We start from the raw sequence: 15,602 nt of genomic DNA, 5'->3' as shown, positions 1-15,602 counted from the left end.
GCCCCGTTTGTCGCTGAATTACAACGTTTAGGCGTGGACTACGAAGCGGTGGATATTACCCAAAGAGGTGCAAATTTTAAACCATTTCTCAGATTACGTGACCGCCACCCAGCTTTTGATCACGCTAAAGCAAATGGCTATATCGGTATTCCTGCTTTGGTGTTGGAAGATGAGAGAGTGGTGTTGGATTTAGCTGAGTTAGCCCTAGCACTGACGTACTAGGTTAAGCATAGTGTTGTCGCTCTGCGACAAGTAAAATAGGTTGCGGAGCAACCGCACTATGCGTAACCCCATACGTCAGTATGGGGAAGTAACAAGCGGTCAGATTTTGTCTGAAATTTGCAAAAATTCAAAATGATAATGTTCTACTCTGCCGAGTATTATCGGGGTTTTAAAGGAAAGAAATAATGAAACAACATCTCTATCAAGTTATTGTGAAATGGGTTGGAAATTTAGGCTCGGGTACCTCATCTTATACTACCTATGGGAGGGATTTTATTGTTTCGGCATCTCATAAACCCGATATTTTAGGTTCCTCCGATCCTGCTTTTCGTGGCGACAAAACTCGTTGGAATCCCGAAGATATGTTATTGGCATCTATTTCCGCCTGTCATAAATTATGGTATTTACATTTTTGTGCAGTCAATAACATAGTTGTGTTGGAATATTGTGATGAGGCAATCGCAGTGATGGATGAAGGTAGTTCCGAACAAGCAGGGCGTTTCCTTTCAGCGACATTAAAACCTCGTGTGCGAATTTCGAAAGAGTCGGATGTAGATAAAGCATTAGCATTACACAAAAATGCACATCAGGCGTGCTTTATTGCAAACTCACTCAATTTCCCTGTGGAATGTGAAGCTACTATTGAAAAAGATTCAATTTAAAATCAAACGGTGCGTTAAAACGCACCCTACAAGAGAAAAGAAAAATGACAACACAAAACTTCCTAGCCGAGATCGGCACAGAAGAGTTGCCACCAAAGGCACTCAAAAAATTAGCGACCGCATTTGCGGAGAATGTTGAAGCGGAATTAAACCAGGCTGGTTTGAGCTTTGACAAAGTGGAATGGTTGGCGGCACCACGCCGTTTAGCGGTGAAAGTATTGGGGCTTGCGACAGCACAGCCAAGCAAAGAAGTGGAAAAACGTGGTCCGGCGGTGTCGGCGGCGTTTGATGCGGAAGGTAAGCCGACCAAAGCGGCGGAGGGCTGGGCGAAAGGCTGTGGCATTACCGTTGAGCAGGCGGAGCGTATTGCTACCGATAAAGGCGAATGGCTGGTTCACCGTGCGGTGATCGAAGGTCAGCCGACTAAAAACTTGTTAGTCGGCATTATCAGCCAAGCGTTGGCAAAATTGCCTATTCCAAAAACAATGCGTTGGGGCGATAAAACCGAGCAGTTCGTGCGTCCTGTTCACACTGTAACCTTATTATTGGGCGATGAGCTAATCGAAGGCGAAATTTTAGGCGTAGCAAGCGGTACAACCGTTCGTGGTCACCGTTTCTTAGGCGAGCGTGAGTTCCAAATCAGCCACGCGGATCAATACCCTGCATTGTTGAAAGAAAAAGGCTCAGTGGTTGCGGATTTCAACGAGCGTAAAGCGTTAATTCTTACAAAAGCACAAGAAAAAGCGACCGCTTTAGGTGGCGTGGCGGATATTGAAGAAGACTTGTTAGACGAAGTCACGTCTTTGGTGGAGTATCCGAACGTGTTAGCGGCGAAGTTTGAAGAGCGTTTCCTTGCCGTGCCTGCGGAAGCCTTAGTTTACACAATGAAAGGCGACCAAAAATACTTCCCGATTTATGATAAAGACGGAAAACTTTTACCGCACTTTATCTTTGTGTCGAACATCAACCCTGAAGATCCAAGCAAAATCATCGAAGGGAATGAAAAAGTGGTGCGTCCACGTTTGACCGATGCGGAATTCTTCTTCAAAACCGACTTAAAACAGCGTTTGGAAGATCAGTTACCACGCTTAGAAACCGTGTTGTTCCAACAACAACTCGGTACGTTGCGTGACAAAACCGCTCGCATTGAACAGCTTGCAGGCGAAATTGCAAAACAAATTGGTGCAGATGAAACCAAAGCGAAACGTGCCGGCTTGTTGTCGAAATGTGACTTAATGACAAATATGGTGTTTGAGTTTACCGATACGCAAGGCGTGATGGGTATGCACTATGCTCGTCACGACGGCGAAGATGAAGAAGTGGCGGTGGCGTTAAACGAACAATATATGCCACGCTTTGCTGGCGATGAATTGCCGAAATCACTTGTGGCAAGTTCTGTTGCATTGGCGGATAAATTCGATACGCTCACGGGTATTTTCGGTATCGGTCAGCAACCAAAAGGCAGTGCCGATCCATTCGCTTTACGCCGTGCGGCACTCGGTGCGTTACGCATTATTGTAGAGAAAAACTTACCGCTTGATCTGAGCGATTTAGTGGCGACTTCAGCGAAATTGTTTGGCGACAAACTCACCAACACAAATGTTGTGGAAGAAGTAGTGGACTTTATGCTCGGTCGTTTCCGTGCGTGGTATCAAGATGAAGGTATTGCAGTGGACGTTATCCAAGCGGTTCTCGCTCGCCGTCCAACTCGTCCAGCGGACTTTGATGCCCGTGTGCGTGCGGTGTCGCATTTCCGTACCTTAGACAGTGCAGAAGCATTGGCGGCAGCGAATAAACGTGTGAGCAACATTCTTGCCAAAGCCGATGTTGCAATTGGGGCAATCGATCTTACCGCTTGTGTTGAACCTGCGGAAAAAGCGTTGGCGGAAGCGGTGATTGCACTCGAAAAAGAAGTGCAACCGTTGATCGCTCAAGGCGACTACACGGCGGTTCTCGACAAATTGGCAAGTTTACGCCAGCCTGTAGATAGCTTCTTCGACAACGTAATGGTGAATGCGGAAGATCAAAAACTACGTCAAAACCGTTTAGCGATTTTAAATACGCTACAAAACTTATTCTTACAAGTGGCGGATATTTCGTTGTTACAATAAAACAAGACAATCAGACCGCTTGTACAAGCGGTCTTTTTTCAATAAAAATTTGCAAACACAAAGAGGTAAAAAATGTCAGTCAAAAGTGAAGTATTATTCAGCAATCAATGGGACGTGCGTATCAGCGATCCTGGGTTAGAAGGGGCAATGAGCCATTACTTTGAAACGGTTTACTTAAATCTCACCGCTCACATTGATGCTAGCAAAGTCAGCTACGAATTTACCCGTAAAGTTGAAAACGAAGTGCAAACCCATTGTATTTTCCATAGTGTTGATGAGCTGTTTAAATTCTTAGCAGAATATCTTGGACCTGTTGCACTAGGCAATATCGGTGTCAAAATCGGTAAATTAGGCTTAGCGTAATTGTCTATGACCAATCCCCTTTACCACCAAACCCAACCGTACTGGGACTTTCTACGCATTGAAAAGCAAGCAAGCCCCCATACGCTAAGCAATTATCAACGTCAGCTACAAGCGGTCTGCGAAATGTTACAACAAGCAGAAGTTACACGTTGGCAAGAGCTTGATGCTTCGACTGTGCGTTGGATTTTGTCGCAAAGCCACAGACAAAGTTTGAGCGCAAAAAGTATCGGGCTTAGGTTAGTGGCATTACGTCAATTTTTGGCGTTTTTGGTTAAGCAGGGCAAGCTGAAAGCCAATCCTGCATTAGGGATTAAATCTCCGAAGGTCGGTAAACATTTACCTAAAAATATTGATGCGGAACAAGTTGCGCAATTGCTGAATATTGAGAGCGATGAACCGCTTGCCGTTAGAGATTTGGCGATGATGGAGCTGATGTATAGTTCCGGGCTGCGTCTTTCCGAGCTGCAAGCGTTGGATTTAGGCGATATGGATTTATCCGTCGGAGAAGTACGTGTGTTAGGGAAGGGAAATAAAGAGCGGATTGTACCGATTGGCTCGAAAGCGTTAGCGGCGATACGTCATTGGTTGACGGTGCGTAAAACATTTAAACCGAAAGATTATGCGTTGTTTTTAAATCGGCAGGGCAAGCGTCTTTCTCATCGTTCGATTCAACTGATTATGCAGAAATGGGGTAAAAAACAGGCGTTGGATACCCATATTCATCCGCACAAATTACGCCATTCTTTTGCTACGCATATGTTGGAAGCCAGTGCTGATTTACGTGCAGTACAAGAGCTTTTAGGGCATAGCAGTTTATCCACCACGCAAATTTATACCCATTTGGATTTTCAACACTTAGCGAAAATTTATGATTCGGCTCACCCGCGGGCAAAACGAAAAAAAAAGTGATGAATAATGCCATCACTTTTTTTCCGTTTTCGGGTTATTGCGGCGGCATCACCGGCACGGTTTCCGCCAAACAAGGATAAAGTGCATTCATGCTATCCGCCCAGGCTTTCAATTCCCCCATGGCAGAATAGCGATCAGCGCCCGTCACATTGGCTCTAAATAACAGAAAATCCACTAAACAAACCACGTAGAGCGTGCCGATATTGAGTTCCGTACCGAATGGCTTAATCTCTTGTGCAATTAATGTTAAGGTGCGCTCATTACGCTCTTCCACCTGTTGATGACGGCTCAGCCACCATTCGGATTCAGGACGGAACATCCGTTCAGGCAAGACTAGCCCGACAAGATTTTCCAGTACACCTTCCGCCAGCGCATACAGGTTCAAGACTTTCCAACGTTGCTCATCTTTCGGAAATAAGGTCGGCGCCGAACCGATCGCATCCAAATATTCGGCAATCACACTACTGTTATACAGCCAATCGCCGTTATCCAGTTGTAATGCCGGAACCCGCCCTAGCGGATTATCCTGATTGTGCGGAGAGTCGGCGGAAAACGCTCGGGTGACCAACAGTAATTCGATTTGATCTTGTAAGCGGTGATAATGTGCGACAGCACGAGCCTTGCGGACAAACGGACTGGTTGTGGAATACCAAAGTTTCATACGTTACCTCACAGAACAATAAATACCGATACCATTGTATATCATCCGCCCGTTTCGGCAGACGTTTCTTTTTGCAAATTTTAGCCGAAACCCGACCGCTTGTTTTTTATCGATAACGGGATAAAAATTTAGCTTGATGTTTAGCGATTACCTCTTCAATCGAAATATCGTATTTATCCGCTAAGATAAACAAGTTATCAAACACATCGCCGAGTTCTTCCAAGATATTTTCTCGCTTTTCATCCAAACTTTGCTCCGTTTCATCCGGTCTTTCTCTACCTATTTCAATAGCACGCACCGCACAAGCCACTTCGCCCACTTCTTCGGTTAAATAAGCCAAACGCCGAAACACATCCCGTTCATACCAGTTTTGTTGTTGATAAAATTCTCTGACCCATTGTTGATATTCTGCAAAGTGCATGCGCTTATTCTCCGTTATTCTCGCCAAATGGTGATACAATAATTCAATTTCAGTAAAAAACAAAATAGTATGATGACAGAAACCATTGTTGCACAAGCCACACCCATCGGGCGTGGCGGGATTGGGATCTTGCGGGTGTCTGGGCCATTGGCGACGGATGTCGCTCAAGCCGTATTAGGCAAATGCCCTAAACCACGTATGGCCGATTATTTGCCGTTTAAAGATGAAGACGGGACGGTATTAGATCAGGGAATCGCCCTATTTTTTAAAGCGCCGAATTCGTTTACGGGGGAAGATGTCCTTGAATTGCAAGGACATGGCGGACAGGTGATTTTAGATCTGCTACTCAACCGCATTTTAAAGGTCAACGGTGTACGGATCGCTCGGGCGGGTGAATTCTCCGAGCAAGCCTTTTTAAATGATAAGCTCGATCTTGCCCAAGCCGAAGCGATTGCCGATTTAATTGACGCTACATCCGAGCAGGCGGCACGTTCCGCCTTGAAGTCCTTACAAGGCGAATTTTCCAATAAAATCCATGCGTTAGTAGATAATGTCATTTATTTAAGAACCTATGTGGAAGCAGCGATTGATTTCCCCGATGAAGAGATTGATTTCCTTGCTGATGGTAAAATTGAAGCCAAATTGAATGAGATCATTACGCAACTTGCCCATGTTCGCCAAGAAGCAAAACAGGGTTCAATTTTACGTGAAGGGATGAAAGTGGTGATTGCTGGCAAACCTAATGCAGGTAAATCCAGCTTGCTAAATGCTTTAGCTGGACGTGAAGCGGCGATTGTGACTGATATTGCTGGGACAACTCGTGATGTGCTGCGTGAGCATATCCATATCGATGGTATGCCGTTACATATTATTGATACAGCAGGCTTACGTGAAGCGAGTGATGAAGTCGAAAAAATCGGGATCAAACGGGCGTGGGATGAAATCGAGCAAGCGGATCATGTGTTGTTGATGATTGATAGCAACGAATCTCAAGCGGATCATTTCCAACAAGAGTGGGCGGAGTTTTTAGCAAAATTACCGAAAAATATACCAGTGACGGTGATTCGTAATAAAGTCGATTTAACCGGCGAAACGGAAAGCTTGGTACAAACGGATAATTTCACCGTGATTCGCCTTTCTGCACAGACAAAAGTCGGCGTAGATTTATTGCGTGAACACCTTAAAAAATCAATGGGTTATCAAAGCTCAACGGAAGGCGGTTTTATCGCTCGTCGTCGTCACTTGGTTGCGCTTGAAACCGCCGCAGATCATCTGCAACGCGGACACGTGCAATTAACCCAATTCTACGCAGGCGAGCTGCTCGCCGAAGAGCTACGGATGGTACAAAATGCCTTGAGTGAAATCACCGGGCAGTTTACTTCCGATGACTTGCTCGGCAATATCTTCAGTTCGTTCTGTATCGGTAAATAAAACAAGCGGTCTGTTCGTTGCAAAATTTTGCAAATAACAGACCGCTTGTATTTTAGGCTTTGGAGAGAACTATGACACATTTGATTATTTATGCTCACCCGAATCCGACCAGTTTTAACCATGCAATTTTGGACAAGGTGATTCAAGCAAGCGCAAATCACGATGTCATTGTGCGGGATTTGTATCAGCTTGATTTTAATCCGACACTCACTTGGCAAGAGTTTCGAGCAACTATTGAGCAACAATATGCTGTGGATGTGGCTCAAGAACACCGCTATTTCCAACAGGCAGATCTGATTACCTTGATTTATCCACTGTGGTGGATGGGGTTTCCTGCAATTTTAAAAGGGTATCTTGATCGTGTGATTGCTTATGGCTTCGCTTATAAAGACGGCAAAGAAAAAAGTATCGGCTTATTGGGTGATAAACGAGTTCAGCAGTTTGTCACCCTTGGCAATCCCGTGGAAGAATATCGCCAAAAAGGTTATCTGCAAGCCTTTGAGCATACCTTAGGTTATGGCTTGTTTAGCTTTTGCGGCATTGAAAAGGTCGATATGCATTACTTTGGGGAAATTGGTTTGCCAAGTACCGATTATCAGGGGATTTTGCAAGAGGTTCAAAATAGTACAAGTAATATATTAAATAAAAATTATTCCATTGGATGAATTTAAACACATAGGGTAAATATTAAATTATGAATACAATAGAATTATTAACTATTAATAGTATCTTTTTTATAAGCTATAAGTTATTTTCATCTTATTTTAATAAAAACATATCAGAAGAAAGAATAAAATGGCGGGAAAAGATAAGAGAAATCACTATAAAAATAGTTACTATGGATAAGGAAAATGCAGAAAAAAAATAAAGATGAATTTATCGCAGAGCTAGCTATTCGACTAAATCTATTTGATGATAATTCAGATTTAAAGATAATCGAAATTGCAAAGAAAGTGTTAGAAAATATAGATAAAGAGGAATATAAAAATGAGTTTATTGCAAGAATATCTATCTTGCTAAAGAATGATTGGGAGAGATCTAAATATGAATCAAGTATTAAATCTATATTTGGGCTGGGAAAACCAAAGCAAATTAATATAGAAAACCCTATAGAATTCTATAAAGAAAACAGGAATAAAAATAACTCTGTCTTCAATAGTGAAGACTTAAAAACAAATTTTAATTTATATAAGAAAGAATATAAATATCAAGAATCATGTATAACACCTATATTTTTCTGGGGATATTTAGTTTTCACTATTTTTTACATTATAAAAGAACTACTATGTCTAACTATTAAATAGTTTTAGAAATTTAAATAGTCTAGTAAAAGCTTCTCTCCCATTAATTATGGGAGAGATCAGAGAATAAACTAGAAAAATTCTATTTGATTAATAAATATTCACGTAGTTTTATAAAATCCGCCGCCATTGTATCTGACAATAGTTCCATTTTGTTATGTTTGTCTAGCGCTTCAGGTAGCGGCAGTTCAACGTCTAAAATACGCTCTACGCTCTCTTTGAATTTCGCCGGGTGTGCTGTACAAAGGAAAATACCTGTTTCTCCTGCTTGTAGCTGATCTTTCAACACTTGGTAAGCAATCGCACCGTGCGGCTCGCACAAGTAACCTTCCGCATATTGTGCTTTTAAAGCTTCTTCCGTTTCGGCATCATTTAAGGCATCTGAACCTAACTCGCTCAAATCCCAACCGTTACGTTTAAACAGCTCTTCAACGCGTGGCCAGTTGTTCGGACGACTGACATCCATGGCATTCGATAATGTCGCAACCGTTGCATTAGGTTCCCATTTGCCCGATTTAAGATAACGTGGCACAGTGTCGTTCGCATTGGTTGAAGCGATAAAACGCTTAATCGGTAAGCCTAAGGTTTTCGCAATTAAGCCCGCAGTTAAGTTGCCGAAGTTACCGCTTGGTACAGAAACCACCACATCGCTACGTTTCTCTTTCGGCAACTGAGCCACCGCTTCAAAGTAGTAGCAAACTTGAGCAAGTAAACGGCTGATATTGATAGAGTTCGCTGAGTTTAAGCCGATGGCTTGGCGCAGCTCAACATCATCAAAGGCGTGTTTAACTAGCGCTTGACAAGCGTCAAAGTCAGACTCAATCGCCACGGTACGAATGTTTCCGCCTAAGGTACAGAATAATTTTTCTTGTAACGGGCTGATTTTGCCTTTTGGATAAAGAATAACCACATTGATATTTTCTAAACCGTAGAAAGCGTGAGCCACTGCCGCACCTGTGTCGCCTGATGTCGCTGTTAAAATGGTAATTTTGCCATCGCCACGCACCGCACTTAATGCTTGAGCCATAAAGCGACCGCCAAAGTCTTTAAAGGCAAGGGTCGGACCGTGGAATAACTCTAACGCATAAATATCATCGTTCACTTTTGCTAGTGGAGCAGGGAAAGTAAACGCATTTTTTACCATTGTATTTAAGGTTTCTTGTGGCAATTCATCGCCAATCAATGCCGATAAAATTTTTTGGCTACGTTCAACCAACGGTAATGCTAATAAAGCGTCAATGTCGTCAAATTTAGGTAACACTTCAGGGAAAAATAAGCCCTGATCTTTGCCTAACCCTTGGCGAACGCCTTGGGCAAAATTCACTTGTTCTTCGGGGTGTTTGATGTTGTATAGGTTCATTGGTTGTCCTTTATTATGAGTAATCGGAAATGGAACGATTGTATCCGTTCACTTCGGTTAGTCAATCACAAGCGGTCGGATTTAGGCAGTTTTTTGCAAATTTATGTACGAGATAAAAATATCGCTATTTGTTGATCTCATTTCATTTATTTTGAATTCAAACAGAGTAAACTATTAAAAATATTACAGGAGTAAAACCATGCAAACACAAACTTATCGCGCAGTCTTCAGTGACATTGACGGCACGTTACTCAATAGTCGACATCAAATCTCACCGAAGACGGTACAAGCAATTCAGCGCATTGTGAAACAAGGCGTGCCGTTTATTCCCGTTTCCGCCCGTCCGCCGTTGGCGATTACGCCTTATACCGAACAATTACAAACCAAAAACGCCATTATCTGTTATAGCGGCGCGTTGATTTTAGATGCCGATTTACAACCGCTGTACAGCGTGGCAATTGATAACACGGATCTCGCCCGCTTAGAAGCGGATTTAGCCGATTACAACCACCTTTCGATTAATCATTATGCGAATTTGGATTGGTTCAGCAATGATTTAAGCAATGATTGGACGATACAAGAAGGCGAAATTACGGGATTAAGCGCCACAGCGAAACCGACTCACTTGAGTAACGTGCATAAAATTTTAGTCATGGGCGAAGCAAGCGAAATTAAAGCGTTGGAAGACAAACTTAAACCGCAATATCCACAGCTTTCCATTCATCGTTCGAAAAACGAATATTTGGAAATCATGAATAAACAAGCGACCAAATCCAATGCCATCCGCTTTATGGAACGGCGTTTAAACGTCAGCGGTGAAGAGGTCGTCGCCTTTGGTGACAATTTCAATGATTTGGATATGTTGGAATACGCTGGACTGAGCGTCGCCATGGGTAATGCGCCTGAGCCGATTAAACAAGCCGCCAAACGAATTACGGCATCCAATGACGAAGACGGTATCGCGTTAGTATTGGATGACATTTTTAAATAATATCGTGATACCGAAAACCGACTGCAAGCGGTCAGTTTTCGGTATTATTTTGCAAATCCGTCTGCTGCGCCGCGACAAACCCCAGTAAAACATCAATTTCCCGTTTGGCTTTATCCGACAGCACTTTATTGTCCGCCAGCATTTGTGTACCGCGTAAACGGATAAATTCAAGATAATCGCGATTACCCGTTTCTTCAAATTGCCGCTTGGCCGCATACATTTCGATAAAATATTTATTCGTTTGGGAAATCAGAAGCTTCTGCCCCATCAAAACAAACACCGCCAACGCCAGTGCAATCACCGCACCGTAGCCGTCCGTCGGGTAATACAATATGCCGGCAACGATGAAAAGCCCCGTCACAAGCTTGGAGCTGTTTTTGATATAGCCCTGTTCAGGCGGTGCTTTAAGAAGGTCTTTGAAGTTCATTTGTAAAATTTCTCGAAAAACTAACCGCTTGTATTATAACAATAAGGGCGTATATGACTACGCCCTTATGATTTTTTTGGACTAAATTTAAGCTAACACACCGAAGTGATAGCCGACAATCCCTACTCCGAAGAGGGCGAAAATAATGTACATCGCATTCACTTTTTTACGTAATAACCACATACATAAGAAGGTTAACAACAAGGCGGCTAAACCAGGTAACAAATCGTTAAGTACGCTTTGAACTGTTGTAACGACTTCTTGTCCCGCTTGGTTGGTATAGCGGGAAAGTTCAAGCGGAATATTGATACTCGTCCATTTCGATACCAGCGATCCCATCACAAAGAGACCGAGAATCGACGCCCCCTGCGTGAGTTTTTGCAAACGACCGCCGCCCATATCGCTCACGATCTCCGTACCTTTTTCATAACCGTATTTAAAACCGTACCAACGGGTTAACGAACGGAATAAGTTGATACCGATAAAGAAAAGTAGCGGACCTAACAAGCTGCCGCTAATCGCCAAACCGGCACCCAACGCCGCCAATACCGGACGTAAGGTTCCCCAGAAAATCGGGTCACCGACACCGGCGAGCGGCCCCATTAAACCGACTTTCACCCCGCTGATTGCCGCATCGTCAATGTCCGCACCGTTGGCACGCTCTTGTTCCATTGCCGCAGTGACGCCCATAATCGCCGAACCGACCCAAGGCTGGGTATTAAAGAATTCCAAATGGCGTTTTAATGCCGCCGCTTGATCTTCTTTGGTTGTGTAGAAGCGTTTGATTGCCGGGATCATGGATACGCAAAATCCCATGGCTTGCATCCGCTCAAAGTTAAACGAGCCGAGTAAGAATGTTGAACGCCAGTAAGTTGCGCGAATATCTGCGGCGGTTAATTGTTTTTTCTCAGACATAATATTATTCCTCTTGTCTTATAGACCTTCTAATTCGTTATCCGCTAATTTTTTAGACGCGGTACGCTGCGGTAAATGAGCTTGGTTAAAGCGCGGATTTAATTGAATATAAATCATCGCTAAACATGCGCCTAAGAAGCCTAAACCGACCAAGTTGTAGTTTGAGAATGACGCGATCACGAAACCGATAAAGAAGAACGGCATTAACGCACCGGCACGCATCATGTTAATAACCATCGCATAACCGACCACCACGATAAAGCCACCGGCGATTTGTAAGCCGCGGGTCACCACTTCCGGGATAGCGTTTAAGGCGTCGGTGACGGTGTCCGTACCCGCCACAAGAGCGACGAAGAACGTCGGGATCGCCACACGTAACGCTTGCAGTGAAAGCCCCGCAAAGTGACAGAATTCAATGCCGCGGAAGTTGGCTTTTTCGGCAAAATCATCGGCTTTATGTTGTAAGAAGATGGTCAAGGTTCGAACGAAGATGGTGAGAACCTGCCCCGCCGCGGCAACCGGAATGGCAATCGCAATCGCGGTGCCTTTGTCTTGTCCGCCTTTAATCATCAAAATCGCGGCGATAACGCTGGCTAATGCCGCATCCGGCGCCATGGCCGCACCGACGTTCATCCAGCCTAACGCTAACATTTCCAAGGTACCGCCGACGATGATACCGGTTTGTAAATCGCCTAACACCCAGCCGATTAAGGTACACGCCACAAGCGGACGGTGCGTTTGACGTTCATCAAGCACACTACCCATACCGCAAATGGCGGCAACCAGTGTGACGAGGATAATTTCCATTGTAGTCATAATTAAAGTCCCCTATTAGAATTGAATTTCATCCAGTTTTTTCGCCGTCAAGTTTACTTTCGGATTGCTGGCGACTTTTTGCATTGACAGATCAACGCCTAAATCCAGTAACTTACGGAATGCCGCAACATCCGCCCGACCGACGGTCACCGCATCGGAAAGTAACTTGTTACCTTCTTTGTAGGTCATTCCACCGACATTCACTTTGTCGATCTTCACCCCGCCTTCAATCAAACGGACAACATCCGCCGGTTTCGTTACTAACCATAAAACGTGGCGACTGGCATATTTCGGGTTATGGTAAACCTTAATCGCTTTATCAACGGAAATAACATAAGCTTTTAAGTGCTCCGGAGCGATCTGCAATAACAAATTCTTACGTAGCTCATCTTGAGCAACTTCATCGCTTACTGCAAAAATCGCTTCACATTTGACCGCTTTTGCCCATGAAGTCGCGACTTGACCGTGAATTAAACGATCATCGATACGCATTAATGAAATGGTCATGCGACCGTTCGGATCATAATAACGATCGTCCGGTACTTCGCTTGCGTCTTCCGCCTGCTGTTCTACTGCGTTCTGAGTTGATTGTGGTGTATCGTCATCCTTGGCATGGAGGGTTTTCACACTCAGCTGCCCGACTTCTTTGGCAAGATTTGCTAATTCTTGTGCATTTGTTGCATCTGCCGAAGCATCCATGACTTCAAGCAACATCGGGAGGTTTACCCCGGTGACGATACCGTCTTGAGGGCGTTTCGCCACTACGCGGGCAGCAGCGTTATAAGGACTTCCGCCGAATAAATCGACAAGAAAAAGGACGGGATTATCCGTTTTAAAGCCTGAAATAATGGCTTCATATTTTTCCACGAGAGTATCCTGCCCCTCGCCCGGCACAAACGTCACAACGCTGAGATTATCCACCTCGCCGTACACCATTTGTGCAGAATTAACCAACTCTTCGGAAAATTTTCCGTGAGTGGCGATGATCAAATTTACCATTTGCAATCACCTCTACATCATTTTTTGAGATTTGAAACAAAGCTGTTTCACCGGATGTCAAAACGCAAACGTTTGCTTTTGGCAAAAACGGAGTTTAATCCAAGAGATTTTTTTGTCAAACGGAGCAAAACAGGTAAGTGCACTTTATTAGATTTAGATCACATTTTAAAAAACCGAAAACATTTCAATATGATGGAGAAATTCCTTCGCTCAAGCTGATTATTTTGTTTCATACGGCTATTCTAATTACACGTATTTAGCGGTATTATGCTACATATTTTGATTCGTCGGGGACACCAAATGAAGAATACTTTTCGAACAATAAAAACACACAAACAAATTGCACTGGTTGCCCATGACAGTTGTAAACAAAGTTTATTGGCATGGGTCAAAAAACACCGTGATGTACTCCGTTTTCATCAACTGTATGCTACAGGTACAACGGGCAATTTATTGGCAAAAGAAACCGGTTTAACGATCACTGCATTATTAAGTGGTCCGATGGGTGGCGATCAACAACTCGGCGGGCTGATTGCAGAGAAAAAAATTGATATGCTCATTTTCTTTTGGGATCCGATGAACGCCGCACCGCATGACCCTGATGTCAAAGCACTGATGCGGATTGCCACGGTATGGAATATTCCCGTCGCCATCAATCAAACGACGGCGGATTTTTTATTACAATCCGAACTGTTTCATTGCGATGTCAATATTGTTATCCCGGATTACGAGCGTTATCTGAAAGAACGTTTAGGTTAGTCGGATAACATTAAAAAACCGCATAAATCAATCATACAAGCGGTCTGATTTCTACGATTTTTTGCAAAAAATAACATCATGTCATTTTCATCACTCTTTTTTAAATTCGGCTTTTTGATATTGGTCGGATTCACACTCTATCAATGCAGTCACACTATGAAGTGCTCTCCTACTTCATTGGGTGGACCTGCCGGTGAAATTCCGAAAGAATGCTATCCGGAGCAAATTAAAGCCGAAAAACAGGAAGCGAACGCCTTGCTCGACAAAGTCCGTCGACAATCGCCGTTCGTCTGTAACACAGAACCGAAACCGCCCATTCCCTCCGAAGCCGAAGCCCTTTACCAATATACGCTTTGGCACGATTTACATTGGCATAACGACAACTTTGAAAAACCGCTGGATGAAATAGACTTTGAACCGCTACTTGAACTGATCCCGCTTTATGCAATTGCAGCGGGAAACGGTCACTACCGCGCCACCGAGCGTTTAATGCAATTTTTTACCGAACGTAATGCCGGGGACAGTACATTTTTCGAACCGTACCGTTTGCCGATTGCCGAGCTTTACCGACAACAATTACCGAATAACGCCGCATTTAACAAAGCTGATACGTGGGATCCGGATGTTGCCCGCACTTATGCCGATCTCGGCGTTCTTGATGCTGTAAACCGTATGGGATTTTTAACCGGGCAGGCTTATTTGGCGGAGTACCTCTCTCCGGAAGATAAGCAATTTATGTCCGACTTATCACAACAATATTACCGTTGCGCCGCACAACAGTACAGTTTTGACGGCATTGACGGTTTGTACAAGCAGTTAGCCAATGAGCCGTCAACGCCCGCAGACGTCTTGGAAAAATATCAACAATACGCCCGATTCGGCTTACATCTTGACTATTTGGCGAAATTGTACGATCCGAGAGAAGTCGAAAATATCAGTGACTTCCCACGGGATAAAGAACGCGCCCAACGTTACTTACAAATTCATAATTTTTTTGAAACTTACCCGTTTTTTAAAAAAAGTCGTCGGTATGAAATCATCGGCAATCCGGGACAATTCCGTATACAAATTACCGATTTAGAGAAAATCGTCCCGCTTCCGCCGACGGCTCTGCCGAAATGGGACGGGACATTTGCATTCCAACGTTGGTATGAAGGTAAACCACCCGTCAAGCCGAACGCCCGTCGTATCCGAAAAATGGCGGACAAAGCACAGTTGCATTGGCAAACCGGTCTACCGAAATAACGTTTGTGA

General features: G+C 43.9%; 18 protein-coding genes. 11 read left to right on the top strand and 7 right to left on the bottom strand.

Annotated elements, in window-relative coordinates; translation table 11 throughout:
• From ACEYKX_RS03020 to xerC, 5 genes are all read left to right on the top strand, one after another.
• On the top strand, positions 1-222 hold a 222-nt coding region (locus ACEYKX_RS03020), incomplete at its 5' end, for a hypothetical protein (protein ID WP_373780438.1).
• Positions 223-407: 185 nt separating this feature from the next.
• Positions 408-884 carry an OsmC family protein gene (locus ACEYKX_RS03015; RefSeq protein WP_373766644.1) on the top strand — a complete coding sequence of 159 codons (477 nt, stop codon included), beginning with the start codon at positions 408-410 and terminating at the stop codon, positions 882-884.
• 44 nt (positions 885-928) lie between these two features.
• A complete protein-coding gene (gene glyS / locus ACEYKX_RS03010; protein ID WP_373766643.1) occupies positions 929-2,995 on the top strand; it encodes a glycine--tRNA ligase subunit beta in 2,067 nt (688 codons plus the stop codon).
• A 72-nt stretch (positions 2,996-3,067) separates the two neighbouring features.
• Positions 3,068-3,358, top strand: a complete 291-nt coding sequence (locus ACEYKX_RS03005) for a DUF5377 domain-containing protein (RefSeq protein ID WP_373766642.1) — start codon at positions 3,068-3,070, stop codon at positions 3,356-3,358.
• Positions 3,359-3,364: 6 nt separating this feature from the next.
• Complete coding sequence (gene xerC, locus ACEYKX_RS03000) at positions 3,365-4,267, top strand: tyrosine recombinase XerC (protein ID WP_373780436.1); 903 nt, start codon at positions 3,365-3,367, stop codon at positions 4,265-4,267.
• A gap of 34 nt (positions 4,268-4,301) precedes the next feature.
• On the opposite strand, the gene ACEYKX_RS02995 is transcribed toward xerC, so the two are convergent.
• Both ACEYKX_RS02995 and ACEYKX_RS02990 read right to left on the bottom strand, forming a co-directional pair.
• Positions 4,302-4,928 carry a glutathione S-transferase N-terminal domain-containing protein gene (locus ACEYKX_RS02995; protein ID WP_373766640.1) on the bottom strand — a complete coding sequence of 209 codons (627 nt, stop codon included), beginning with the start codon at positions 4,926-4,928 and terminating at the stop codon, positions 4,302-4,304.
• A 106-nt stretch (positions 4,929-5,034) separates the two neighbouring features.
• Positions 5,035-5,349 carry a MazG nucleotide pyrophosphohydrolase domain-containing protein gene (locus ACEYKX_RS02990; RefSeq protein ID WP_373766639.1) on the bottom strand — a complete coding sequence of 105 codons (315 nt, stop codon included), beginning with the start codon at positions 5,347-5,349 and terminating at the stop codon, positions 5,035-5,037.
• A gap of 72 nt (positions 5,350-5,421) precedes the next feature.
• On the opposite strand from ACEYKX_RS02990, the gene mnmE reads away from it, so the two are divergent.
• The 3 genes from mnmE (at position 5,422) to ACEYKX_RS02975 (ending at position 8,084) form a co-directional block, all read left to right on the top strand.
• On the top strand, positions 5,422-6,780 hold the full coding sequence (mnmE, locus tag ACEYKX_RS02985) for a tRNA uridine-5-carboxymethylaminomethyl(34) synthesis GTPase MnmE (RefSeq protein WP_373766661.1): 1,359 nt from the start codon (positions 5,422-5,424) through the stop codon (positions 6,778-6,780).
• A 71-nt stretch (positions 6,781-6,851) separates the two neighbouring features.
• Complete coding sequence (locus ACEYKX_RS02980; RefSeq protein WP_373766638.1) at positions 6,852-7,445, top strand: NAD(P)H-dependent oxidoreductase; 594 nt, start codon at positions 6,852-6,854, stop codon at positions 7,443-7,445.
• Positions 7,446-7,631: 186 nt separating this feature from the next.
• A complete protein-coding gene (locus ACEYKX_RS02975) occupies positions 7,632-8,084 on the top strand; it encodes a hypothetical protein (RefSeq protein ID WP_373766637.1) in 453 nt (150 codons plus the stop codon).
• A 79-nt stretch (positions 8,085-8,163) separates the two neighbouring features.
• Here ACEYKX_RS02975 and thrC read toward each other — a convergent pair whose 3' ends face one another.
• The gene (gene thrC / locus ACEYKX_RS02970; RefSeq protein WP_373766636.1) at positions 8,164-9,441 is read right to left on the bottom strand and encodes a threonine synthase; all 1,278 of its coding nucleotides are present in this window, start codon (positions 9,439-9,441) and stop codon (positions 8,164-8,166) included.
• A 199-nt stretch (positions 9,442-9,640) separates the two neighbouring features.
• Here thrC and ACEYKX_RS02965 point away from each other — a divergent pair, with 199 nt between their 5' ends.
• Positions 9,641-10,432, top strand: coding sequence for a Cof-type HAD-IIB family hydrolase (locus ACEYKX_RS02965; protein ID WP_373766635.1), 792 nt, complete (start codon positions 9,641-9,643; stop codon positions 10,430-10,432).
• A gap of 31 nt (positions 10,433-10,463) precedes the next feature.
• On the opposite strand, the gene ACEYKX_RS02960 is transcribed toward ACEYKX_RS02965, so the two are convergent.
• From ACEYKX_RS02960 to ACEYKX_RS02945, 4 genes are all read right to left on the bottom strand, one after another.
• Positions 10,464-10,859 carry a hypothetical protein gene (locus ACEYKX_RS02960; protein WP_373766634.1) on the bottom strand — a complete coding sequence of 132 codons (396 nt, stop codon included), beginning with the start codon at positions 10,857-10,859 and terminating at the stop codon, positions 10,464-10,466.
• 87 nt (positions 10,860-10,946) lie between these two features.
• Positions 10,947-11,774 carry a PTS mannose transporter subunit IID gene (manZ, locus tag ACEYKX_RS02955; RefSeq protein WP_373766633.1) on the bottom strand — a complete coding sequence of 276 codons (828 nt, stop codon included), beginning with the start codon at positions 11,772-11,774 and terminating at the stop codon, positions 10,947-10,949.
• An 18-nt stretch (positions 11,775-11,792) separates the two neighbouring features.
• Entirely contained in the window at positions 11,793-12,590 is a 798-nt protein-coding gene (locus ACEYKX_RS02950; RefSeq protein WP_373766632.1) for a PTS mannose/fructose/sorbose transporter subunit IIC, read from the bottom strand.
• A 15-nt stretch (positions 12,591-12,605) separates the two neighbouring features.
• Positions 12,606-13,589 (bottom strand): mannose/fructose/sorbose PTS transporter subunit IIB, encoded by a 984-nt coding sequence (locus tag ACEYKX_RS02945; protein WP_373766631.1) that lies wholly within the window; start codon positions 13,587-13,589, stop codon positions 12,606-12,608.
• 300 nt (positions 13,590-13,889) lie between these two features.
• Between ACEYKX_RS02945 and mgsA the strand changes: the two genes are divergently transcribed.
• Together mgsA and ACEYKX_RS02935 are read left to right on the top strand one after the other, a co-directional pair.
• On the top strand, positions 13,890-14,348 hold the full coding sequence (mgsA, locus tag ACEYKX_RS02940) for a methylglyoxal synthase (RefSeq protein ID WP_373766630.1): 459 nt from the start codon (positions 13,890-13,892) through the stop codon (positions 14,346-14,348).
• Positions 14,349-14,504: 156 nt separating this feature from the next.
• The gene (locus ACEYKX_RS02935; protein ID WP_373766629.1) at positions 14,505-15,593 is read left to right on the top strand and encodes a DUF6396 domain-containing protein; all 1,089 of its coding nucleotides are present in this window, start codon (positions 14,505-14,507) and stop codon (positions 15,591-15,593) included.
• Positions 15,594-15,602 lie beyond the last annotated feature (9 nt).

The organism is Glaesserella sp. (genome assembly GCF_041817755.1).
Taxonomy (GTDB): Bacteria; Pseudomonadota; Gammaproteobacteria; order Enterobacterales; family Pasteurellaceae; genus Glaesserella.
Note: the sequence above shows the minus strand (reverse complement) of the source record. Positions and strands in the feature narration are given on the sequence as shown.

Excerpts from the sequence above, each read along its gene's own strand:
- ACEYKX_RS02975 (WP_373766637.1), top strand. The coding sequence starts at position 7,632 with ATGCAGAAAAAAAATAAAGATGAATTTATCGCAGAGCTAGCTATTCGA.
- glyS (WP_373766643.1), top strand. The coding sequence starts at position 929 with ATGACAACACAAAACTTCCTAGCCGAGATCGGCACAGAAGAGTTGCCA.
- ACEYKX_RS02980 (WP_373766638.1), top strand. The coding sequence starts at position 6,852 with ATGACACATTTGATTATTTATGCTCACCCGAATCCGACCAGTTTTAAC.
- ACEYKX_RS02995 (WP_373766640.1), bottom strand. The coding sequence starts at position 4,928 with ATGAAACTTTGGTATTCCACAACCAGTCCGTTTGTCCGCAAGGCTCGT.
- ACEYKX_RS02960 (WP_373766634.1), bottom strand. The coding sequence starts at position 10,859 with ATGAACTTCAAAGACCTTCTTAAAGCACCGCCTGAACAGGGCTATATC.
- mgsA (WP_373766630.1), top strand. The coding sequence starts at position 13,890 with ATGAAGAATACTTTTCGAACAATAAAAACACACAAACAAATTGCACTG.
- ACEYKX_RS02965 (WP_373766635.1), top strand. The coding sequence starts at position 9,641 with ATGCAAACACAAACTTATCGCGCAGTCTTCAGTGACATTGACGGCACG.
- mnmE (WP_373766661.1), top strand. The coding sequence starts at position 5,422 with ATGACAGAAACCATTGTTGCACAAGCCACACCCATCGGGCGTGGCGGG.
- ACEYKX_RS03005 (WP_373766642.1), top strand. The coding sequence starts at position 3,068 with ATGTCAGTCAAAAGTGAAGTATTATTCAGCAATCAATGGGACGTGCGT.
- ACEYKX_RS02935 (WP_373766629.1), top strand. The coding sequence starts at position 14,505 with ATGAAGTGCTCTCCTACTTCATTGGGTGGACCTGCCGGTGAAATTCCG.
- thrC (WP_373766636.1), bottom strand. The coding sequence starts at position 9,441 with ATGAACCTATACAACATCAAACACCCCGAAGAACAAGTGAATTTTGCC.
- ACEYKX_RS03015 (WP_373766644.1), top strand. The coding sequence starts at position 408 with ATGAAACAACATCTCTATCAAGTTATTGTGAAATGGGTTGGAAATTTA.
- ACEYKX_RS02945 (WP_373766631.1), bottom strand. The coding sequence starts at position 13,589 with ATGGTAAATTTGATCATCGCCACTCACGGAAAATTTTCCGAAGAGTTG.
- ACEYKX_RS02950 (WP_373766632.1), bottom strand. The coding sequence starts at position 12,590 with ATGACTACAATGGAAATTATCCTCGTCACACTGGTTGCCGCCATTTGC.
- manZ (WP_373766633.1), bottom strand. The coding sequence starts at position 11,774 with ATGTCTGAGAAAAAACAATTAACCGCCGCAGATATTCGCGCAACTTAC.
- ACEYKX_RS02990 (WP_373766639.1), bottom strand. The coding sequence starts at position 5,349 with ATGCACTTTGCAGAATATCAACAATGGGTCAGAGAATTTTATCAACAA.
- xerC (WP_373780436.1), top strand. The coding sequence starts at position 3,365 with ATGACCAATCCCCTTTACCACCAAACCCAACCGTACTGGGACTTTCTA.